Below are 19,257 nucleotides of genomic sequence, written 5' to 3' on the forward strand. Positions count from 1 at the left end.
GAGCGGACAGAACGTCCGCGAAAAGAGTCAGGGGCTGGAAACGTCAGGGGCCGGGCTCGCCAGCGCCGCAGGAGGCACGGATCACCAGCTCGGGCGTGAGCAGTTGGCGGATGCCGTCGTCGTGGCCGGGCTGGTCCACCAGCCGCATCAGCCGGGTCATCGCCTGTTCGCCCAGGCGCGCAATGCTGACCCGCATCGTGGTCAGCGCCGGATGGACGAAACGGGCCAGCGGAATATCGTCGAAACCGGCCAGTGCCACATCGCCGGGCACCGAGACATCGGCCTGGGCAAAGGCGTACAGGCAGCCCAACGCAGTCATGTCGTTGGCGGCGAACACCGCGTCGGGCAACGCACCGTCTGCCAGCATCGCCTGCCCGGCGCGGTGGCCGGAGGCCTCGTCGAAATCGCCGGGGAATTCGATGCCCTGCGCCGAGTCGCCGTGTGCGGCGATCGCATCGCGGAAGCCGCGCAGGCGTTCGCGCGCATCGAAATTCAGCGCCGGCCCGCCGATGAAGGCGATGCGCCGATGTCCGGCCAACAACAGATGTTCGGTCATCGCCATTGCGCCGGCATGGTCGTCGATGCTCAGCACAGGATAGGCGTCGCCGGGAACATGCGCGTTGATCAATACCGTGGGCAGCGCCTGCGGCAGGTTGTCGGTGAGGAACCCGGGCTGCTCGGCATACGGCGACAGCACCAGCAGACCATCCACCCGCCCGCGCATGGACTGCAATGCCCTGCCCTGCGCCTCCGGGTCGCCGTGGTAACTGGACACCAGCAGATGCTGGCCAGCGGCACGCGCCGCACCATCGATTCCACGGATCAGCTCGGAAAAGAATTCGCCATACAGATCGGGCAGCACCACGCCCAGGGTCTGAGTGCGTCGGCTGCTGAGGCTGCGGGCTGCCGCATGCGGGCTGTAGCGCAGCCGCGCGGCCACGTCTTGCACCAGCTGGCGCACCGGTCCGGCGACGTTGTCATGCCCATTGAGCGCACGCGACACCGTTGCGACGGAGACCTGTGCTTCCCGAGCGACATCTTTGATGGTGACCGCACCCTTGGCCATTCGTGTCGCCCTCCGCGACCGAGTCTCCAAAACTGGCGCGGACTGTAAGCGTTTTCATACAGAGACGTAAACCCCTGTCTTCACGGCTGTGAAAACGCTTACAGATCAAGCATCTGCACGTGATGAATGCGTGAAGGAGCGTGTTGCGTCGCAACAAATACCACTCCATGTGTCCACGAGTGAACGTCGACGGCGATCACGGTTGGGAGGCGCTGCGGCAGGGAACGGTCGACCCCGTAGACGCGCACCCGGGCGCGACGGGCTGTACCGATAGAGCCCGTCGCGCCCAGGTGCGCTCCTACGACGGCGGCTTGATTGATCTGGTTACCCCGCCTCACCCGGCGCCATCGCCTCGATCGACAGCGCGTGGATATCGGTCTGCATCATCTCGCCGACCGCGGCATAGACCGCGCGGTGACGCGCCAGCGGCGACTTGCCGGCGAAGGCGGCACTGACCACGCGCACATTGAAATGCCCACGCCCGTCGCGCGCGCCGGCATGCCCGGCGTGGCGATGGCTGTCGTCCACCACCGCCAGCTCGATCGGCGCCAGGGCCGACTGCAGCGCGGCGCGGATCCGCTCGACCCGGCTCATGGCAACACCCGGCGGAACGCACGGACCTCGGTGCGCACGTACACGCCCGCCTCGACGTACGGATCGGCATCGGCCCAAGCGCGCGCATCGTCCAGCGCGTCGAATTCGGCGATGACCACGCTGCCGCTGAAACCGGCCGGGCCGGGATCTTCGGCATCGATCGCCGGGCATGGGCCCGCCACCAGCAGGCGACCTGCCGCAGCCAGCGCCTGCAAACGGGCCAGATGCGCCGGTCGCGCCTGCTGCCGCGCCGCCAGTGCGTCGGCGCGGTCATACCCTTCGATTACGTACCACATAGGCCACCTCGCCAAATGACGTGAAGAACAGCCTGGGGATTCTAGCCGCCTTGGCGCTGGACACCGCCCCCGCGCACGCATTACCCTTGACACTACTGCACGCGCAATCGGACGCAGCGGCCCGTCGGCCCAGGCCCCACGCCTCCTCGACGACCGATTCGCTGCCCACCGCCGACCAGCGTAGACGACCTCCTCGCTGTCCCGTCGCCGCATGCCACGCGGCGCACGTTGTATGTGGATTTGTAGGATCGTGCCGGCACGGGCACGACATTGATCGCAATAACTCAAGGCAAAGCCCTGCAGGCGCGGCCCAGACCGCGGCCGGCGACCGTAACACCCGATGTCGACCTGATGAATTCCGAACTCGCGCACGACGCGAATCCGCCAGCCACGAGCGCGCCGCCACAGCAGCAGGAAATGCCGCTGGCGGTGGTGCATGGGCAACCGGTGCTGCAGATCCCGCAGGATCTGTATATTCCGCCGGACGCGCTGGAAGTCATCCTGGATGCCTTCGAAGGTCCGCTTGACCTGCTGCTGTATCTGATCCGCCGGCAGAATCTGGACATTCTGGATATCCCCGTCGCCGAGATCACCCGGCAGTACGTGGACTACATCAACGTGATGCAGGAGCTGCGCTTCGAACTGGCGGCCGAATATCTGGTGATGGCCGCGATTCTGGCCGAGATCAAATCACGCATGCTGTTACCGCGCCCACCCAGCCAGGAAGGCGAAGAAAACGATCCGCGCGCCGAGCTGGTACGCCGGCTGCAGGAATACGAACGCTTCAAGCAGGCCGCCGAGGATCTGGACACCCTGCCGCGCATGGGCCGCGACAGCGCGCCGGTGCAGGCGCATCTGCCCGAGCGCGCCGCGGTCAAGCTGCCGCCGCCGGTGGAATTGAAAGAAATGCTGATGGCGCTGTACGACGTGCTCAAGCGCGCCGAACTGTTCACCGGCCATGCGATCAAGCGCGAGGCGCTGAGTGTGCGCCAGCGTATGGGCGATGTGCTGAGCCGTCTGGACGATGGCAGGTTCTATCGCTTCGAATCGCTGTTCACGGCCGAAGAAGGAAAGCTCGGCGTGCTGGTCACCTTCCTGGCGCTGCTCGAACTGGCCAAGGAGCAATTGTTGGACATCGTGCAGGAGGCGCCGCTGGCGCCGATCTACGTGAAGTCGCTGGCCTTGGGCAACACCAATGCGCCGCTGCAATTCTCCAGCGAATTCGACGACAGCGATGCCGCCAACGAACCTATCTGAAGCCGATCACCGAATGGATCAAGCGTTGATCACCCGCATTATCGAAGCCGCCCTGCTGGCGAGCAGCCAGCCGCTGACGCTGGCGCAGTTGCAGGGGCTGTTTCCCGAAGAAGAGCCGGCGCCGCCCGGCAGCATCGAGCGCGCGCTGGAACTGCTGCGCGAGGGCTGCGCCGAGCGCGGCGTGGAGCTGGTCGAGGTGGCCTCGGGCTTCCGCTTCCAGGTCAAGGCCGATGTGCATGGCTGGGTCGCCCGGCTGTGGACCGAGCGCCGCACCAAGTACACCCGCGCCACGCTGGAAACCCTGGCGCTGATCGCCTACCGCCAGCCGATCACCCGTGGCGAGATCGAACAGGTGCGCGGCGTGGCGGTCAGCAGCAACATCATCCAGGCGCTGGAAGAACGCGAGTGGATCCGCGTGGTGGGCCACCGCGACGTGCCTGGCAAGCCGGCGCTGTTCGGCACCACCAAGGGCTTTCTGGATTACTTCGGGCTCAAGCGATTGGACGAGCTGCCGCCATTGTCAGAGTTGAAGGACATCGCCGAGCTGGAACCGCAGCTGCCGCTGGACCGCGACGGGCAACTGGATGGCGCGGTCCCGGCGTCGGCAGCAATGGATGCGGAGCACGCTGAAGCAGGTCCGGATACAGATGCGGAGATGGCGGATGCGGACGGCACCGGCGCCGATGCAGCGACTGCTGCTGCGGCTGGCGTGGATTCGGAGGCGGATGTTGGCGCTGACGCGGATGCCGACCAGAGCGACGATGCGCCGGAACAGCGCGATGCGGATGTACTGCCAGCGCCGGACAGCATCACCGATGCAACCAGCGACACCGATGACGCAATGCACGTCGATGCCGATGCCGATGCCGATGCCGAGATGGATGTGGATGTCGATGTCGATGTCGACAATCAGACCGCCAGTACCGGGACTGCATTCGACGAAGAAAACGAACACCACGCCGACGCGGTCGACGACCACGCCAGCGCCGATGAGTTGAGTAACGAAACACCGCAACACCCCGAGCATGCCTCGGCGCAGGACCCGAAACCGTTGGACCCAGATGACGCCCGTGAGGGCGACCCCGACACCGCGCCGGGAACGCGCGCGGATGCAGTGAACGAAGACGAAGACAACGCCGTCGCGACGACGACCGTGGCTGTTGACGAAGCCGATTCCGACCCAGAGGCCGACCCGCAACGCGTCGGCCGGAGCCAGACACATGAGTGACACCCCCCGCAAGCTGTCGTTGAACAAGCTTTCCCTCAAGCGCGACAGCGCGCCCGAAGCGCCCAAGCTGGAAGAGCGCCTGCACAAGGTGCTGGCCCAGGCCGGCCTGGGGTCGCGCCGCGCGCTGGAACAGCGCATTGCCGATGGCCTGATCAAGGTCAATGGCGCCGTCGCGCAGACCGGCATGTCGGTGCGCAGCGGCGACAAGATCGAGCTGGATGGCCGCAGTTTCGTGGCCAGCGCGCTGACCGAGCCGGCGCGCGTGCTGATCTACAACAAGCCCGAAGGCGAAGTGACCACGCGCGAAGATCCCGAAGGCCGCCCGACCGTGTTCGAGTCGCTGCCGGCATTGAAAGGCTCGCGCTGGATCGCCATCGGCCGCCTGGACATCAACACCACCGGCCTGCTGCTGCTGACCACCGACGGTGAGTTGGCCAACGCGATGATGCACCCCTCCTACGAGGTCGAGCGCGAATACGTGGTGCGCGTGCGTGCGCCGGAAGGCGAAGACAAGGTCTCCGATGCCATCATCGAGCGCCTGTCGCGTGGCGTGCTGCTGGAAGACGGCGGCGCCAAGTTCGACGAGATCGAACGCATCGGCGGCACCGACTCGCACGACTGGTTCCGCGTGGTGGTCAGGGAAGGCCGCAACCGCGAAGTGCGTCGCCTGTGGGAGTCGCAGGGCTGCCAAGTCAGTCGCCTCAAGCGCAGCCGCTACGGCAAGATCTCGCTGCCGCGCGAACTGCTGCGCGGGCAGTCGATCGAAGTGGCGCAGGATAAGGTCGATGACTTGCGCGCCGAACTGAAGCTGGAAGAAGGCGCGCCGTCGGCGTTGACCCTGCAGCCGGTGATCGGCCAGCGCCGCGCCGCCAAGTCCACCGTGCACGTCTCGCGCGATGGCCGCAGCAATGCCTACGTCAATGGCCAGACCTCCGGCGCCGACGAAGGCCGCGAACTGCGTCGCTTCGACAACCTGCGCGAAGATCGCGGCGGCCGTGGCCGCGGCAAGCCGGGCGGTTTCCGCGGCGGCCTCACCGTCAGCGGCGAAGCGGCGGCCAAACAGTCGCAGCAGCGCCCGTTCAAGCAGCGCGCTCCGGGCAAGGGCGACCGCGCCCTGCCGGACGGCAACCCGGCAGCGTTCCGCAGCTGGTACGTGCCCGATGGCGTGAGTACTGGCCCGAGCGGTCACCGCAATGCCGGCCCAAGCGGCCCCGGCACCGGTCAGGCGCGCCCGTATGCGAAGAAGGGTCCGGGTGGCGCGCGCCCAGGCGCAGGCGGCCCGGGCAATGCACGTCCCGGCGCAGGCGGCCAGGGGCGTGGCGGCGCCGGCGGCGGCCAAGGCCAAGGCCAGGGTCAGCGCAAGCACCCGTACGGTCATCCGGGCAACGCACCGAGCTTTCCGTCCGATCACGCCAACCCGGGCTTCAGCCCGTACGGCGCGGCACGTCCGGCAGCCGGCCGCCCGAGCGGCGCACGGGCAGGCGGCCCCGGTGGCAACCGTGGCCCGGGCGGCAATCGCGGTCCGGGCGGCGCGCCGCGTGGACCGGGTGGTCGCCCGCCGGGCGGCGGCAATCGTCGTCCGCCAGGCGGCGGCGGTAATCGCGGGCGCTGAGCTGCAAGACGCGCAATAAAAAACGGCCCTGCGAAGGGCCGTTTTTTATTGGTGTTTCTGTTCGCGCCCGGCATTGCAGTTGCTGGCAGCAGCAGCGACACCGAGTTCGTACAGCGACAGCGCAGAGCCCACTGTTTGGGGGCGCTGCCCTGCACCGCGCAGCGTCTTACTTGCGACGCTCGATCACGAAATTGCCGACATTGACACCCAGATCCACGCCCTCGCCGGTTCCGGCCAGCGCCAGCGAAATGTCGCCCTTGGTGACCACCTGTGCGGTGCTGGATTTGACGATGCCGGCATGCGCTTCGGCGGCCGCATAGGTGCCGAACAGATCATTGAGGCTGTAGGCGCCGGAGAAGGTACCGCGGCCACCGACGATCTTGGACTTGCCGACGGTCAGGCCACCGCCCTTGCTGGAGATCTTGACCGGGATCACCGCGCCGTTGTCGCACTTGATGCTGCCGGTGCCGCTGGCGGTCTTGTAGAACACCGACCAGCCCGACAGATTGAACGACAGCTGGCAGTCGATGTTGCCGGCGGCCTGCGCCTGCGGTGCAAGCGTCGCGGCGCCCAGCAGCGCGAGAAGGGAAAGTGACTTGATCATGCGGGCATTCCGGTTGATGAACGTGGCGCCGAGCCTAGCAGCGCCGATGTGGCAGCCGCGACAACATGCCGGCACCGCACAGGCGACCGTTCAGCGAATCATGATTTCGCAGGCTGCAGCCTGCGCCGCAACAGTCTGCGACGGCGGCATGGGATGATTGCGGCATGTCACGCACCGCCTACAGCCTGCTCTTCGCCGCCCTGCTGCTGCCCGCCCTCGCCCATTGCAGCGAGACGATCCCGATCCAGGGCTACACCGTCGTGCGCACCTATCCGCACGACACCGCCGCCTTTACCGAAGGCCTGTTCTATCTCGACGGGTACCTGTACGAGAGCACCGGTGAACTGGGCCGGTCCGGCGTGCGCAAGGTCGAGCTGGAGACCGGCCGCGTCGTGCAGCAGGTCACGACACCGGCGCCTTTTTTCGGCGAAGGCATCGTGGCCTGGCACGACCGCCTGATCCAGCTGACCTGGCGCAACCAGCGCGGATTTGTCTACGACCTGGCCACGCTGACGCCGCGCACGCAGTTCCGCTATTCCGGCGAGGGCTGGGCGCTGACCCGCGACGACACCGGCCTGTACATGAGCGATGGCACTGCCAGCATTCGACGGCTGGATCCGCAGACGCTGCAGCAGGTCGGCAGTATCAAGGTCACCGCCGGCGGCAAAGCGCTGGACAATCTCAACGAGCTGGAATGGGTGAACGGCGCGCTGTTGGCGAACGTCTGGTTGACCACCCGCATCGCACGCATCGACCCGGCCAGCGGCAAGGTGATCGCCTGGATCGACTTGAAGGCGCTGGTACCGGACGCCGACGCGCTCACCGACCCCGGCAACGATGTGCTCAACGGCATCGCCTACGACGCCGAGCACGATCGGTTATTCGTCACCGGCAAGCGTTGGCCGAAGATCTACGAGATCAAGCTGGGTGAGTAGCCGGGATTGGGGATTTGGGATTGGGGATTCGCAACAGCGGGCAAGCAAAGAGCTGTGCCCTGCCTGCTTGCACCAATCCCTAATCCCTAATCCCTGATCTCAAAGCCATCCGCATCCAGCATCGCCGGGAAGCGTGCGCGGTGTTCGGCCAGGGCGGCGGCGCTGAGGGTGGTGGTGACCACCTGCGGCTGCTCGCGGATTTCCACCTGCGGCTGGCCGAGGAAATCGATCACCGCGCTGTCGCCGGCGTAGTGCAGCTGATTGCCATCGACGCCGACGCGGTTGACCGCCGCCACAAAGCACAGGTTCTCGATCGCACGTGCGCGCAGCAGCGTCTTCCATGCATACGCACGCGCGGACGGCCAGTTGGCAACGAACAATTGCAGATCGAAATCCAGCTGGCCCGGCCGCTCGACATCGAAGCGATTGCGGCAGAACACCGGAAAGCGCAGGTCGTAGCAGACCTGCGGATTGATCCGCCAGCCCTTCCACTCCACCGTCAGGCGATCGCGCCCGGCCGCGTAGCGCAGATGCTCGTTGCCGAAGCGGAACAGATGGCGCTTGTCGTAAGACTGCAACGCGCCGTCCGGCGTGGCCCATAGCAGCCGGTTGAACACGCCCTGCCCGCTGCGCAGCTGCACGCTGCCGGTCACCGCCGCACCCAGCCGCGCGGCCTGCGCACGCACCCAGGCCACGGTCGGCCCGTCCATGTCCTCGGCCTTGTCGATGGCGTCGTTGGAGAATCCGCTGGTGAAGGTCTCCGGCAGGATCACCAGATCGGTCTGCCCGGCCAACGGCTCCAGCAACGCACCGTAGTAATCGCGATTGCCGGCCGGGTCATGCCAGCGGGTGTCGCCTTGGATCAGTGAGACGCGGAGATCGTGCATGCTGAGGCTCGGGAATGGAGAATCGGGAATAGGGAATCGGGAATCGGACAGCGGTTTAGTGAGGGCGTTATGTCATCGGGCCACGTGCAGATTCAGATCAAAAAGCGGCCAACCGCTCTTACGATTCCCGAATCCCCATTCCCGATTCCCGGCCCGTCAGAGCCGCTGCAAGCGCTCGATTGCCGCATCCAGCGTCGCATCGTTCTTCGCAAAGCACAGCCGTGCTAAACGCTGGTCAGCGGGCGCGGTCTCGTAGAACGGCGACAGCGGAATCGCAGCCACGCCCTTTTCCACCGTCAGCCACTTCACGAACGCGGTGTCGGGCAGGTCGCTGATCGCCGAGTAATCCACCAGCTGGAAATAGCCGCCAGGCACCGGCAAGGGCTGCAGGCGCGTGGTCAGCAACTGTTCGCGGAAACGGTCGCGCTTGGCCTGATAGAACGCGCCGAGTTGCTCGTCGTGTTCGGGTTCGTCGCGGATCATCGCGGCGAACGCGTGCTGGGCCGGGCCGAAGCTGGTGAAGGTGTTGTACTGGTGCACCTTGCGGAACTCGGCGCTCAGCGCCGGTGGCGCGATGGCGTAGCCGATCTTCCAGCCGGTGCAGTGATAGGTCTTGCCGAAGCTGGAGATCACGAACGCGCGCTCGCGCAATTCCGGCCAGCGCAACACCGATTCGTGGCGGCGGCCGTCGAATACGATGTGCTCGTACACCTCGTCCGAGAGCAGGAAGATGTCGCTGCCGCGCAGCAGCTCGGTCAAGCTCTGCATGTCGTCGGCAGACAGCATCGCGCCGGACGGATTGTGCGGCGAGTTGATCATCAGCAGGCGCGTCTTCGGCGTGATCGCCGCGCGCAGCGCCGGCCAATCGATGGCAAAGGTCTGCGGGTCCAGCGCCACGTGCACCGCGCGTGCCCCGGCCAGGTCGATCGCCGGCTCGTAGCAGTCGTAGGCCGGGTCCAGCACGATGACCTCCTCGCCTGCGCGCACCACGGCGTGGATGGCGTTGAAGATCGCCTCGGTGGCGCCGCTGGTGACGGTGATCTCGCTGTCGGCATCGACCTGCGCGCCGTAGCAGCGCTGCGCCTTGCCGGCGATGGCCTGGCGCAGGACCGCCACGCCGGTCATCGGCGGGTACTGGTTGTGGCCGGCCGCCATGGCCTTGGTCAGTTCATCGACCAGCCGCGACGGCACCGCGAAATCGGGAAAACCCTGGCCCAGATTCACCGCGCCGTGTTCGGCCGCCAGCTGCGACATGACGGTGAAGATGGTGGTGCCCACCTTGGGCAGCTTGGTCGTGAGGGGCATCGGGCCTGTCCGGGCAACAAACGGGGGGACCGCGAGTGTACGCAAAGCCGCCAGGCGGTTGCGCCCGGCCGGTGCAAAACAGCGTTCCCGGACACATCACGCCGCCCGATGCGCCCCCGGCAACGGGCCATCGTCGCTACAATGCGCGCCCTGCCTCACAGCGTGTCGCGCCAGCTGCCTCCCCGCGATGGCACGACACCCGCTCGCCCACCCCATGCCGTCCTGCGACGGGAGCCCGCTGCGCCGATGATCGAACCGCTGCACACTGCGCCACCGCTGCTGGCGGCGCGCGCGCTGGCTTTCAGCCGCAACGAGGAGCCGGTATTCGGCCCGCTGGATTTCCATGTCGATGCCGGCGAGGCGTTGCTGGTGCAGGGCGACAACGGCGCCGGCAAGACCACGCTGCTACGGGTGCTGGCCGGGCTGCTGCATGTGGAGCGCGGGCAGATCCAGATCGACGGCAAGATCGCGCGGCGCGGCGATCGCAGCCGCTTCATGGCCTATCTGGGCCATTTGCCGGGGCTGAAGGCCGATCTCAGCACGCTGGAGAACCTGCACTTCCTGTGCGGCCTGCATGGCCGCCGCGCCAAGCAGATGCCCGGCAGCGCGCTGGCCATCGTCGGCCTGGCCGGCTACGAGGATGCACTGGTGCGGCAGCTGTCGGCCGGCCAGCGCAAACGCCTGGCGCTGGCACGGCTGTGGTTGTCGCCGGCCCCGCTGTGGCTGCTGGACGAGCCCTATGCCAACCTGGATCTGGACGGCATCACCCTGGTCAACCGGATGATCTCCGCGCACCTGCGTGGCGGTGGCGCGGCGCTGGTCACCACCCACGGCGCCTACGCGGCGCCGCCGGTGCGCACGCGCATGCTCACGCTGGAGGCGGCGGCATGAGCCTGCATTCGCCACAACCCTCGCTGTGGCAGGCCGCGCGCGCGCTGCTCAGCCGCGATCTGCAGTTGCTGTGGCGCCGTCGCAGCGATGCCTTGCAACCGGCCCTGTTCGCCCTGCTGATCGTGGTGTTGTTCGCGCTGGGCCTGGGCGGACGCCCGGACCTGCTGGCGCAGGCCGCACCGGCGGTGCTGTGGCTGTCTGTGCTGCTGGCCGGCCTGCTGTCGCTGGATGCGCTGTTCCGCAGCGATGTGGAAGACGGCTCGATGGAGCAATGGCTGCTGGCGCCGGTGCCATTGGCGTGGTTGATCGCGGTGCGCGTGCTGCTGCACTGGGCGACCAGCGCGCTGCCGTTGATTGCGGTGACGCCGCTGCTGGGCGAATTGCTGCACCTGCCACATGACCAACTACCGGTGCTGCTGGCATCGTTGGCGCTGGGCACGCCGCTTCTGAGTCTGCTTGGCGCCGTGGTCGCGGCGCTGACGGTGACGATGAAACGCTCTGGTATTCTCGTGGCGCTGCTGGCGTTGCCGTTGTACGTGCCGGTGCTGGTGTTCGGTGCCGGCAGTGTCGCGGCCAGTGGACAGGGACAGGATGCGGTGGGTGCGTTGTTGTTGCTGGGCGCCGGATTGATGATCGGCGTGGTGTTGGCACCGCTGGCTGCGGCTGCCGCGATCCGGATTTCGTTGAGTTGAGCCGTGCGGTCGATGCGCTGTCGATAAGACGCTCCACTCACTGCGTTGTTGCTGTTTCGAGAGCCAATGCCATTCCAAAGGCTGCTGCCATCGCATGAACGTCGTCGTCCGCTGGTTCCACCAAGTCGCATCCCCTCCGATCTTCGACCGTTTCACCGCGCGCTGGGCGCCGTGGTGCCACGCGCTGGCTGCGCTGCTACTGGGCCTTGGCATGTGGCAGGCCCTGTTCGCGGTGCCGGCCGACTACCAGCAGGGCGACAGCTTCCGCATCCTGTATATCCATGTGCCGAGCGCCTGGATGAGCCTGTTCGTGTTCGGGCTGATGGCGGTGTACGCGGCGATCGCGCTGATCTGGCGCATCAAGATCTGCGAGATCCTGGCGATGGCCTGCGCGCCGATCGGCGCGGCGTTCACCGTGATCACCCTGCTGACCGGCAGCATCTGGGGCAAGCCGATGTGGGGCGCCTGGTGGGATTGGGACCCGCGCCTGACCACTGAGCTGATCCTGCTATTCCTGTATCTGGGCGTGATCGGCCTGTACCAGGCCATCGACGATCGCCGTCAGGCCGCACGCGCGGCCGCCTTGCTGGCGATCGTCGGCGTGGCGCTGCTGCCGGTGATCCGCTATTCGGTGGTGTGGTGGAACTCGCTGCATCAGGGCCAGAGCATTCGCCTGCTCGGCCCCTCCACCATCGATGCGAGCATGCTGCTGCCGCTGTGGCTGATGGTGATCGGCACCAAGTTATGGTTCGCCGGTTCGCTGCTGACGCGTGCGCGCGCCGACAACCTGCGCCGCGAGGCCGGCAAGGCCTGGATCGTGCGCGATACGGCGGGGGGCGCGGCATGAGCTACCTGCCCTACGTCATCGCCGCCTACGCGGTGTTCGTGCTGGTGCTGCTGTGGGACCTGATCGCCGGCCGCTGGCAGGTGCGTCGCGCGTTGAAGATTGCGCAGGCGCGGCGCCTGCGCGAGCGCAAGCGCGCAGTGCCCACCGATGCGGAGCTGATCCGGTGAACCCGCAACGGCGCCGCCGGATCTGGCTGGTGATTGCGCTGGTACTGGCCGGCGGCCTGGCGACCACGCTGGTGGCGATGGCACTGCAGCGCAACGTGGCCTATCTGTACACACCGTCGGAAGTGCTGCGCGGCGACGCCGGCGAGCATGCGCGCTTCCGGCTCGGCGGCATGGTGGAAAAAGGCTCGTTCCAACGCGCGACCGGTTCGCTGGAAGCGCAGTTCCGCGTCACCGATGGCGATGCCCAGTTGCCGGTGCGCTACGACCGCATCCTGCCGGACCTGTTTCGCGAGGGGCAGGCGGTAGTGGCCACCGGTCGCATGCAGCAAGGCGTGTTCGTGGCCGAAGAGATCCTGGCCAAGCACGACGAGACCTACATGCCGAAGGAAGTCGCCGACAAGATGGGCAGCGCGCACCGCAAGCACGATGTGCCGGCGGCCGCTGACCAGGCTGGAGCGCTGCGTTGATGGCAGGCGCCAAAACGTTCGCATTCCTGCAGGGCGGTGGTTTGCGCGGTCGCTGTGTGGCTGACAGCGTCGCCGTGCATGGGCAGGCTCTTGCAAACGCTGCATGGATGCCGCCTCTGAATTGCCCTTGCAATTGTTGTCCCACGGCATGTTCACCAACGCCCCGACCCGATGCTGCCTGAACTCGGGACCTTCCTGCTGATTCTGGCGTTGCTGGTGGCCTTGCTGCAGGCCGCGTTGCCGCTGGCCGGTGCGCAGCGTGGACGCAGCAGCTGGATGGCGGTCGCGCGGCCGGCCGCGTTGCTGCAGCTGGGCCTGATCGCAGCGGCCTTCGCGCTGCTGACGCATGCCTTTGTGGTGCAGGATTTTTCGGTGCGCTATGTCGCCGAAAATTCCAACAGCCTGCTGCCGGTGATGTATCGCTATTCGGCGGTGTGGGGCGCGCACGAGGGCTCATTGCTGCTGTGGACGCTGGTGCTGGCGCTGTGGACCGGTGCGGTGGCGCTGTGGTCGCGGCAGTTGCCCGCGCAGGTGGTGGCGCGCGTGCTCGGGGTGATGGCGCTGGTCAGCATCGGGTTCCTGGCCTTTTTGCTGTTCACCTCCAATCCGTTTGCGCGCTTGTTGCCGGTGCCGCTGGAAGGCGCCGATCTCAATCCACTGTTGCAGGACCCGGGGCTGATCATCCATCCGCCGATGTTGTATTGCGGCTATGTCGGCTTTGCGGTGCCATTCGCCTTCGCCATCGCCGCGCTGCTGGAAGGCCGCATGGATGCGCGCTGGCTGCGCTGGACGCGGCCGTGGACCAATGTGGCCTGGGCGATGCTCACCGTCGGCATCGCGCTCGGCAGCTGGTGGGCGTATTACGAACTGGGCTGGGGCGGCTGGTGGTTCTGGGACCCGGTGGAAAACGCCAGTTTCATGCCGTGGCTGGTGGGCACCGCGTTGCTGCATTCGCAGGCAGTCACCGAAAAACGCGGCAGCTTCGCCAGCTGGACCCTGCTGCTGGCGATCGCCGCGTTTTCGCTGTCGCTGCTGGGCACCTTCCTGGTGCGCTCGGGCGTGCTGACCAGCGTGCATGCGTTTGCGGCCGACCCGTCGCGCGGCCTGTTCATCCTGGTGTTCCTGCTGGCAGTGGTGGGTGGTTCGCTGGTGCTGTACGCGACCCGCGCGCCCCGCCTGTCGCTGGTCGATGATCCGCGCCGCGCGTTTGCCGGCAGCTCGCGCGAAACCTTGTTGCTGTTGAACAACCTGTTGCTCACCTGCGCCTGCGCGATGGTGTTGTTGGGCACGCTGTATCCGCTGCTGGCCGACGCTTTGGGCCTGGGCAAGTTGTCGGTCGGCCCGCCCTACTTCGGCACCTTGTTCGTGGTGCTGATGGCGCCGTTGGTGGCGCTGTTGCCGTTCGGCCCGCTGACCCGCTGGCAGCGCGAACAGGCCTCGCGCCCGTTGGCGATGCTGGCGCCCTGGGCTGGACTGGCGGTTGCCGCAGGCGTGCTGGCCTGGTTGGCCGCGCCACAGGGGCAGTGGAAGGCGGCAATCGGCGTGGCCGGCGCGGCCTGGGTGCTGCTGGGCACGCTGCGCTTCCTGTGGACGCGGCGCGCGGCCAAGGGCCGCAAGTTCACCGCCGAAATGCTGGGCATGGCGGTGGCGCATCTGGGCGTGGCGGTGTTCCTGGCCGGTGCGTTGCTGGTGGAATCGCTAAGCTTGCAGCGCGAGGTCGCACTGGCGCCCGGTCAGCAGATGCAGATCGGCCGCTACGCGCTGCACTTCGATAACGTCGAAGAACTGCGCGGGCCCAATTACGTCTCCGACCGTGCCAATCTGCAGGTGTTCGAGGACGATGCGCCGGTCGGTCTGCTGCACGCGGAAAAACGCCGTTACGCCAGCGGCGGGCAGACCCTGACCGAGGCGGCGATCCGTCCCGGCCCGTTCGGCGACCTGTATGTCGCCCTTGGCGAACCCCTGGGCAATCAGGCCTGGGCGGTCCGCGTCCACCTCAAACCGTTCGTCCGCTGGATCTGGCTGGGAGCGCTGCTGATGGCGCTCGGCGGCCTGGTCACCGCGGCCGACCGGCGTTTTCGTCGTTCTCCGGAGATCCAAGATGGTTGAGTCACGTTCATCCCGCCTACCCACTGCGGTCCTGGTGGGTGCCATCGTGCTGCTGCTCGCACTGGCAGCGCTGTTGGTCTATGCGGTGGTGCGCTCCGGTCAGGACGATCGCGACGCCCTGCCCTCTGCGCTGATCGGCAAGCCGGCGCCAGAGTTCGCGCTGCCGCTGCTGCACGACCCCAGCATCGTGGTGCATGCGCGCGAACTGCGCGGCGCGCCGTACATCATCAACGTGTGGGGCAGCTGGTGCCCGGCCTGCCGCGAGGAGCATCCGGTATTGAGCCGCTTTGCGCTGACCAAGCGCGTGCGCGTGATCGGCTACAACTGGAAGGACGAGCGCACCGATGCGCTGCGCTGGCTCGAACAACTAGGCAACCCCTACCTGCTGGTGGTGGCCGACAAGGATGGGCGGACCGCGATCGACTTCGGCATCGCTGCGGCGCCGGAGACCTTTCTGGTCGACGGCCGCGGCGTGGTGCGCTGGAAGTACAGCGGCATGCTCACCCAATCCATCATCGACACCCAGCTGATTCCGGTGCTGAGCAAGATCGAGCGCTCGCCCACCGCCGCACCGGACCTGCACGCCAAGCAATGATGCGCGCCTGGCTGCTGACGCTGCTGCTGTTGCCCTGGCTGGCGCTGGCCCAGCCGGTCGGCGACCCGGCGCCGCTGCGCTATGCCTCGGCCGACGAAGAGGCGCGCTTCCATGCGCTCACCGCCGAGCTGCGCTGCGTGCAGTGCCAGAACCAGTCGCTGGCCGACTCCAATGCGCAGATCGCCCAGGACCTGCGTCGCGAAGTGCTGGCGCTGATGCATGAAGGCCGCAGCGATGCGCAGATCCGCCAGTTCCTGGTGGCGCGCTATGGCGAGTTCGTGCTGTATCGGCCGCGCGTGGAATCGCGCACCTGGCTGTTGTGGTTCGGTCCGCTGCTGGTGTTGTTGCTGGGTGCTGGCGCCGTTGTGTTGCTAGTGCGCCGACGCAGCGTGGCTGCGCCCGCCCTGCCTGCCGATGAGCAGGAGTGGTGATGGTCGGCTTCGTGATTGCGGTGGTGGTGCTGGCCCTGGTCGTCTTCGGCGTGGCGCTGCGGCCGCTGTGGCGCGCAGCGCGCGGGCTGACCGCCAGCATCGCGCTGTTGCTGCTGGCCGCGAGCGCGGCGCTGTATTGGTTGGTCGGCACGCCGGGCGCGATTCAACCGCCGGCCAACCGGCCGGCCACGCCACGCTCGCTGGATGAAGCCATCGTGCAGCTGCGCGCGGCACTGGCGCGCAATCCCGATCAGGCCGAAGGCTGGGTGTTGCTGGGGCGCTCGCTGTCCAGCCAACAGAAATTCGCGCAAGCGCGCGATGCGTTTGCGCGCGCGGCCGCGCTGCGTCCGGACGAGCCGGACGTGCTGGTGGCTGCCGCGCAGTCGCGCATGCTCGCCGACGACAGCGGGCGCCCGGATCCACAGGCCATGCGCCTGCTCGAACACGCGTTGGCGGTACAGCCGGACCATCAACGCGCACGCTGGTTCCTGGGCGTGGTGCAGCGCCAGGCCGGTCAGCCGGCCAGGGCCAGCGAGACCTGGGAGCCGTTGCTGCGTGTGGTCGATGCCGCGACCCGCCCGGGCCTGCTCGAACAGATCAACGCCGCGCGCCAGGAAGCCAGGCTGGCGCCGATCCAGGCACCGGCTGCGCCTGCCACCGATGCAGCCAGCGGCAAGCGCATCCAGGTACACGTGACGCTGGATGCCGCATTCGCCAAACGCGCCGGGTTGCCGGGCGACACCAGCGTCTTCGTGATTGCGCGCGCCGCAGATACGCCGATGCCGGTGGCGGTGGAAAAACACGCGCTAAGCGAGCTGCCGTTGAGCATCACCCTGGACGACGGCGACAGCCCGATGCCGACGCGCACGCTGTCGTCGCTGGACACCGTGCAGGTGCAGGCCCGGCTGTCGCGCAGCGGCAACGCGATGCGCCAGGCCGAAGATGTCGAAAGCGTGCCGGTGATGGTGGAGCTGCCCGCCGCCGCGCCAGTGGAGTTGGTGATCGGCCGCTGATTGCTCGCCACATGTCGTTGCGACGCAATCAACGATGACACCGCACCGGAGTGCGTCGGTTGCACTGTTGAAAACCACGCACACCGACCATCTGTGCTGGTTCTTGCACGCAGCAAAACTCGCAGGGTCGAGGGCGCGGCGCCCTCACCGCTCGCGGGACACGCCGTGAATCCGTCCCTGGAGGCTCGGTGGCGGCATCCATGCCGCCACACGGTCCCGCAACCGGCAAGGACACCGCACCAGACAGTTGGTCGGCGCTCACCTGAAAAGCTGCGTTTAGTGAGGCTTGCACCAGACGTGGAGCCGATGCGTCATGCTCGAACGAGGCGTATCGAGCACTGCTCTTACCTTGCGCACCGACCATCTCGACAGGTCCTTGCCCGCTCACCGTCGCGGGACCTTACGCGGCATGGATGCCGCGTAAGAGCTTACAAGGACGTACTTGCAGCGTGTCCCGCGATGGTGGGCGGGCAAGGGCCCTGCAGCAAACCCGCAGCGTCGAGGGCGCGGCGCCCTCACCGCTCGCGGGACACGCCGTGAACCCGTCCCTGGGGGCTCGGTGGCGGCATCCATGCCGCCACACGGTCCCGCAACCGGCGAGGACACCGCACCAGACAGTTGGTCGGCGCTCACCTGAAAAGCTGCGTTTAGTGAGGCTTGCACCAGACGTGGAGCCGATGCGTCATGCTCGAACGAGGCGTATCGAGCACTGCTCTTACCTTGCGCACCGACCAACTCGACTGGTCCTTGCCCGCTCACCGTCGCGGGACCTTACGCGGCATGGATGCCGCGTAAGAGCCTACAGGGACGTACTTGCAGCGTGTCCCGCGATAGTGGGCAGGCAAGGGCCCTTGCAGCCAGGCCGCAGGTCCGCCGCTCTGCAGAGTGGCATCACACAGCGCAAGGCCTCAAACCGATTCTCGATTCCCATCCTGCACCCGGCACACGCCATGGCAGATAGAATTGCCGCATGACTGAATTCATTCCCCCCGGCACGCTGTTCCACGCGCTGCCCTCGCCGTTTCCGATGAAGCGCGGCGGCGTGTTGCACCAGGCCCACGTGGCCTACGAAACCTGGGGCACGCTGGCAGCCGATCGCAGCAACGCAGTGTTGATCGTCACCGGCCTGTCGCCGAACGCGCATGCCGCGGCAAATCAGGCCAATGCCGAGCCGGGCTGGTGGGAAGCGATGCTGGGGCAAGGCAAGCCGATCGATACCGGGCGCTGGTTCGTGGTCTGCGTCAATTCCCTGGGCAGCTGCAAGGGCTCGACCGGTCCGGCATCGATCGACCCTGCCACCGGCGCGCCGTATCGCCTGAGCTTCCCGGAATTGTCGATCGAAGATGTGGCCGATGCCGCAGCCGATGTGGTCCGCGCGTTGGGCATCGAACAACTCGCCTGCGTGATCGGCAACTCGATGGGCGGCATGACCGCGTTGGCGTTGCTGTTGCGCCACCCGGGCATCGCGCGCAGCCATATCAATATCTCCGGCAGTGCGCAGGCGTTGCCGTTCTCGATCGCCATCCGCTCGCTGCAGCGCGAAGCCATCCGCCTGGACCCGCACTGGAACGGCGGCCATTACGACGACACCCGTTACCCGGAATCGGGCATGCGCATGGCGCGCAAGCTCGGCGTGATCACCTACCGCTCGGCACTGGAATGGGACGGTCGCTTCGGCCGTGTGCGACTGGATTCCGAGCAGGCCGCCGACGACCCGTTCGGGCTGGAATTCCAGGTCGAAAGCTATCTGGAAGGCCATGCGCGCCGCTTCGTGCGTTTCTTCGATCCCAACTGCTATCTGTATCTGAGCCGCTCGATGGACTGGTTCGATCTGGCCGAGTATGTCGACGACAGGCCGGCCATCGACGCGCATGCCGCTGGCACACAAGCCGACGACGCTACTGTCGCCGCCAAGCCGGACACAGGCGTCTCGACCGACGCCACGGTGCTGGCCGGACTGGCGCAGATCCGCATCGTGCGTGCGCTGGCGATCGGTGCCAACACCGACATCCTGTTCCCGGTGCAGCAACAGGAACAGATCGCCGAAGGCCTGCGCGCCGGCGGTGCCGACGCCCATTTCATCGGGCTGGATTCGCCACAAGGCCACGATGCCTTCCTGGTCGATTTCGCGCGCTTCGGCCCGGCCGTACGCGACTTTCTGGACGCCAGCTGATTTCCAGAACTGCGCAACGGCGTCGTGGCCCGTCGCATCCGCATGGCCTGCCGCGCAAGACGCTGGCCCTGCTGTTTCTGATCGGGAT

Annotated in this window: 20 protein-coding genes; 14 read left to right on the forward strand and 6 right to left on the reverse strand. The window is 67.0% G+C overall.

From position 1 onward, the window contains the following. Positions 1-43: 43 nt before the first annotated feature. The 3 genes from XaplCFBP3123_RS07750 to XaplCFBP3123_RS07760 form a co-directional block, all read right to left on the reverse strand. Entirely contained in the window at positions 44-1,066 is a 1,023-nt protein-coding gene (locus XaplCFBP3123_RS07750) for a LacI family DNA-binding transcriptional regulator (protein WP_104533519.1), read from the reverse strand. Between the two features lie 324 nt (positions 1,067-1,390). Next, positions 1,391-1,660, reverse strand: a complete 270-nt coding sequence (locus tag XaplCFBP3123_RS07755; protein ID WP_104533520.1) for a BolA family protein — start codon at positions 1,658-1,660, stop codon at positions 1,391-1,393. Then, complete coding sequence (locus XaplCFBP3123_RS07760; RefSeq protein ID WP_104533521.1) at positions 1,657-1,956, reverse strand: YciI family protein; 300 nt, start codon at positions 1,954-1,956, stop codon at positions 1,657-1,659. The genes XaplCFBP3123_RS07755 and XaplCFBP3123_RS07760 overlap by 4 nt, the downstream gene beginning before the upstream one ends. 351 nt (positions 1,957-2,307) lie before the next feature. Here XaplCFBP3123_RS07760 and XaplCFBP3123_RS07765 point away from each other — a divergent pair, with 351 nt between their 5' ends. From XaplCFBP3123_RS07765 to XaplCFBP3123_RS07775, 3 genes are read left to right on the forward strand one after another with little or no spacing between them, the layout of a single operon-like run. Continuing rightward, complete coding sequence (locus XaplCFBP3123_RS07765; RefSeq protein ID WP_104533522.1) at positions 2,308-3,213, forward strand: segregation and condensation protein A; 906 nt, start codon at positions 2,308-2,310, stop codon at positions 3,211-3,213. After that, complete coding sequence (gene scpB / locus XaplCFBP3123_RS07770) at positions 3,191-4,441, forward strand: SMC-Scp complex subunit ScpB (RefSeq protein ID WP_429001617.1); 1,251 nt, start codon at positions 3,191-3,193, stop codon at positions 4,439-4,441. Before XaplCFBP3123_RS07765 ends, scpB begins: the two co-directional genes overlap by 23 nt. Continuing rightward, positions 4,434-6,053 carry a pseudouridine synthase gene (locus XaplCFBP3123_RS07775; protein WP_104533524.1) on the forward strand — a complete coding sequence of 540 codons (1,620 nt, stop codon included), beginning with the start codon at positions 4,434-4,436 and terminating at the stop codon, positions 6,051-6,053. The genes scpB and XaplCFBP3123_RS07775 overlap by 8 nt, the downstream gene beginning before the upstream one ends. Before the next feature lie 166 nt (positions 6,054-6,219). On the opposite strand, the gene XaplCFBP3123_RS07780 is transcribed toward XaplCFBP3123_RS07775, so the two are convergent. Then, complete coding sequence (locus tag XaplCFBP3123_RS07780; protein ID WP_104533525.1) at positions 6,220-6,657, reverse strand: hypothetical protein; 438 nt, start codon at positions 6,655-6,657, stop codon at positions 6,220-6,222. A 164-nt stretch (positions 6,658-6,821) separates the two neighbouring features. Between XaplCFBP3123_RS07780 and XaplCFBP3123_RS07785 the strand changes: the two genes are divergently transcribed. Continuing rightward, the gene (locus tag XaplCFBP3123_RS07785; protein WP_104533526.1) at positions 6,822-7,592 is read left to right on the forward strand and encodes a glutaminyl-peptide cyclotransferase; all 771 of its coding nucleotides are present in this window, start codon (positions 6,822-6,824) and stop codon (positions 7,590-7,592) included. 86 nt (positions 7,593-7,678) lie between these two features. Here XaplCFBP3123_RS07785 and XaplCFBP3123_RS07790 read toward each other — a convergent pair whose 3' ends face one another. Then, complete coding sequence (locus XaplCFBP3123_RS07790; protein ID WP_104533527.1) at positions 7,679-8,479, reverse strand: amidohydrolase; 801 nt, start codon at positions 8,477-8,479, stop codon at positions 7,679-7,681. 156 nt (positions 8,480-8,635) lie between these two features. Further along, positions 8,636-9,784 carry a pyridoxal phosphate-dependent aminotransferase gene (locus XaplCFBP3123_RS07795; RefSeq protein ID WP_104533528.1) on the reverse strand — a complete coding sequence of 383 codons (1,149 nt, stop codon included), beginning with the start codon at positions 9,782-9,784 and terminating at the stop codon, positions 8,636-8,638. A 246-nt stretch (positions 9,785-10,030) separates the two neighbouring features. Here XaplCFBP3123_RS07795 and ccmA point away from each other — a divergent pair, with 246 nt between their 5' ends. From ccmA to metX, 10 genes are all read left to right on the forward strand, one after another. Further along, positions 10,031-10,675 carry a heme ABC exporter ATP-binding protein CcmA gene (gene ccmA, locus XaplCFBP3123_RS07800; RefSeq protein ID WP_104533529.1) on the forward strand — a complete coding sequence of 215 codons (645 nt, stop codon included), beginning with the start codon at positions 10,031-10,033 and terminating at the stop codon, positions 10,673-10,675. Beyond that, positions 10,672-11,367 (forward strand): heme exporter protein CcmB, encoded by a 696-nt coding sequence (gene ccmB / locus XaplCFBP3123_RS07805; RefSeq protein WP_104533530.1) that lies wholly within the window; start codon positions 10,672-10,674, stop codon positions 11,365-11,367. Before ccmA ends, ccmB begins: the two co-directional genes overlap by 4 nt. 94 nt (positions 11,368-11,461) lie before the next feature. Beyond that, positions 11,462-12,214, forward strand: a complete 753-nt coding sequence (ccmC, locus tag XaplCFBP3123_RS07810; RefSeq protein WP_104533531.1) for a heme ABC transporter permease CcmC — start codon at positions 11,462-11,464, stop codon at positions 12,212-12,214. Next, positions 12,211-12,381, forward strand: coding sequence for a heme exporter protein CcmD (locus XaplCFBP3123_RS07815; RefSeq protein ID WP_104533532.1), 171 nt, complete (start codon positions 12,211-12,213; stop codon positions 12,379-12,381). Before ccmC ends, XaplCFBP3123_RS07815 begins: the two co-directional genes overlap by 4 nt. Then, entirely contained in the window at positions 12,378-12,848 is a 471-nt protein-coding gene (gene ccmE, locus XaplCFBP3123_RS07820) for a cytochrome c maturation protein CcmE (protein ID WP_104533533.1), read from the forward strand. Before XaplCFBP3123_RS07815 ends, ccmE begins: the two co-directional genes overlap by 4 nt. 171 nt (positions 12,849-13,019) lie before the next feature. Then, positions 13,020-14,957 (forward strand): heme lyase CcmF/NrfE family subunit, encoded by a 1,938-nt coding sequence (locus tag XaplCFBP3123_RS07825; protein ID WP_104533534.1) that lies wholly within the window; start codon positions 13,020-13,022, stop codon positions 14,955-14,957. Then, on the forward strand, positions 14,950-15,552 hold the full coding sequence (locus tag XaplCFBP3123_RS07830; RefSeq protein WP_104533535.1) for a DsbE family thiol:disulfide interchange protein: 603 nt from the start codon (positions 14,950-14,952) through the stop codon (positions 15,550-15,552). The genes XaplCFBP3123_RS07825 and XaplCFBP3123_RS07830 overlap by 8 nt, the downstream gene beginning before the upstream one ends. After that, positions 15,549-15,983, forward strand: a complete 435-nt coding sequence (locus XaplCFBP3123_RS07835; protein WP_172453149.1) for a cytochrome c-type biogenesis protein — start codon at positions 15,549-15,551, stop codon at positions 15,981-15,983. Before XaplCFBP3123_RS07830 ends, XaplCFBP3123_RS07835 begins: the two co-directional genes overlap by 4 nt. Then, complete coding sequence (locus XaplCFBP3123_RS07840) at positions 15,983-16,996, forward strand: tetratricopeptide repeat protein (protein WP_172453150.1); 1,014 nt, start codon at positions 15,983-15,985, stop codon at positions 16,994-16,996. The genes XaplCFBP3123_RS07835 and XaplCFBP3123_RS07840 overlap by 1 nt, the downstream gene beginning before the upstream one ends. Before the next feature lie 970 nt (positions 16,997-17,966). Next, a complete protein-coding gene (metX, locus tag XaplCFBP3123_RS07850) occupies positions 17,967-19,169 on the forward strand; it encodes a homoserine O-acetyltransferase MetX (protein WP_104533537.1) in 1,203 nt (400 codons plus the stop codon). Positions 19,170-19,257 lie beyond the last annotated feature (88 nt).

Source organism: Xanthomonas arboricola pv. populi (assembly GCF_002939945.1).
In the GTDB taxonomy this organism is placed as follows: domain Bacteria; phylum Pseudomonadota; class Gammaproteobacteria; order Xanthomonadales; family Xanthomonadaceae; genus Xanthomonas; species Xanthomonas arboricola_A.

What these genes read in the sequence shown, in the direction of transcription:
- XaplCFBP3123_RS07750 (WP_104533519.1), bottom strand. Translation starts at nt 1,066, where the DNA reads ATGGCCAAGGGTGCGGTCACCATCAAAGATGTCGCTCGGGAAGCACAG.
- XaplCFBP3123_RS07755 (WP_104533520.1), bottom strand. Translation starts at nt 1,660, where the DNA reads ATGAGCCGGGTCGAGCGGATCCGCGCCGCGCTGCAGTCGGCCCTGGCG.
- XaplCFBP3123_RS07760 (WP_104533521.1), bottom strand. Translation starts at nt 1,956, where the DNA reads ATGTGGTACGTAATCGAAGGGTATGACCGCGCCGACGCACTGGCGGCG.
- XaplCFBP3123_RS07765 (WP_104533522.1), top strand. Translation starts at nt 2,308, where the DNA reads ATGAATTCCGAACTCGCGCACGACGCGAATCCGCCAGCCACGAGCGCG.
- scpB (WP_429001617.1), top strand. Translation starts at nt 3,191, where the DNA reads ATGCCGCCAACGAACCTATCTGAAGCCGATCACCGAATGGATCAAGCG.
- XaplCFBP3123_RS07775 (WP_104533524.1), top strand. Translation starts at nt 4,434, where the DNA reads ATGAGTGACACCCCCCGCAAGCTGTCGTTGAACAAGCTTTCCCTCAAG.
- XaplCFBP3123_RS07780 (WP_104533525.1), bottom strand. Translation starts at nt 6,657, where the DNA reads ATGATCAAGTCACTTTCCCTTCTCGCGCTGCTGGGCGCCGCGACGCTT.
- XaplCFBP3123_RS07785 (WP_104533526.1), top strand. Translation starts at nt 6,822, where the DNA reads ATGTCACGCACCGCCTACAGCCTGCTCTTCGCCGCCCTGCTGCTGCCC.
- XaplCFBP3123_RS07790 (WP_104533527.1), bottom strand. Translation starts at nt 8,479, where the DNA reads ATGCACGATCTCCGCGTCTCACTGATCCAAGGCGACACCCGCTGGCAT.
- XaplCFBP3123_RS07795 (WP_104533528.1), bottom strand. Translation starts at nt 9,784, where the DNA reads ATGCCCCTCACGACCAAGCTGCCCAAGGTGGGCACCACCATCTTCACC.
- ccmA (WP_104533529.1), top strand. Translation starts at nt 10,031, where the DNA reads ATGATCGAACCGCTGCACACTGCGCCACCGCTGCTGGCGGCGCGCGCG.
- ccmB (WP_104533530.1), top strand. Translation starts at nt 10,672, where the DNA reads ATGAGCCTGCATTCGCCACAACCCTCGCTGTGGCAGGCCGCGCGCGCG.
- ccmC (WP_104533531.1), top strand. Translation starts at nt 11,462, where the DNA reads ATGAACGTCGTCGTCCGCTGGTTCCACCAAGTCGCATCCCCTCCGATC.
- XaplCFBP3123_RS07815 (WP_104533532.1), top strand. Translation starts at nt 12,211, where the DNA reads ATGAGCTACCTGCCCTACGTCATCGCCGCCTACGCGGTGTTCGTGCTG.
- XaplCFBP3123_RS07825 (WP_104533534.1), top strand. Translation starts at nt 13,020, where the DNA reads ATGCTGCCTGAACTCGGGACCTTCCTGCTGATTCTGGCGTTGCTGGTG.
- XaplCFBP3123_RS07830 (WP_104533535.1), top strand. Translation starts at nt 14,950, where the DNA reads ATGGTTGAGTCACGTTCATCCCGCCTACCCACTGCGGTCCTGGTGGGT.
- XaplCFBP3123_RS07835 (WP_172453149.1), top strand. Translation starts at nt 15,549, where the DNA reads ATGATGCGCGCCTGGCTGCTGACGCTGCTGCTGTTGCCCTGGCTGGCG.
- XaplCFBP3123_RS07840 (WP_172453150.1), top strand. Translation starts at nt 15,983, where the DNA reads ATGGTCGGCTTCGTGATTGCGGTGGTGGTGCTGGCCCTGGTCGTCTTC.
- metX (WP_104533537.1), top strand. Translation starts at nt 17,967, where the DNA reads ATGACTGAATTCATTCCCCCCGGCACGCTGTTCCACGCGCTGCCCTCG.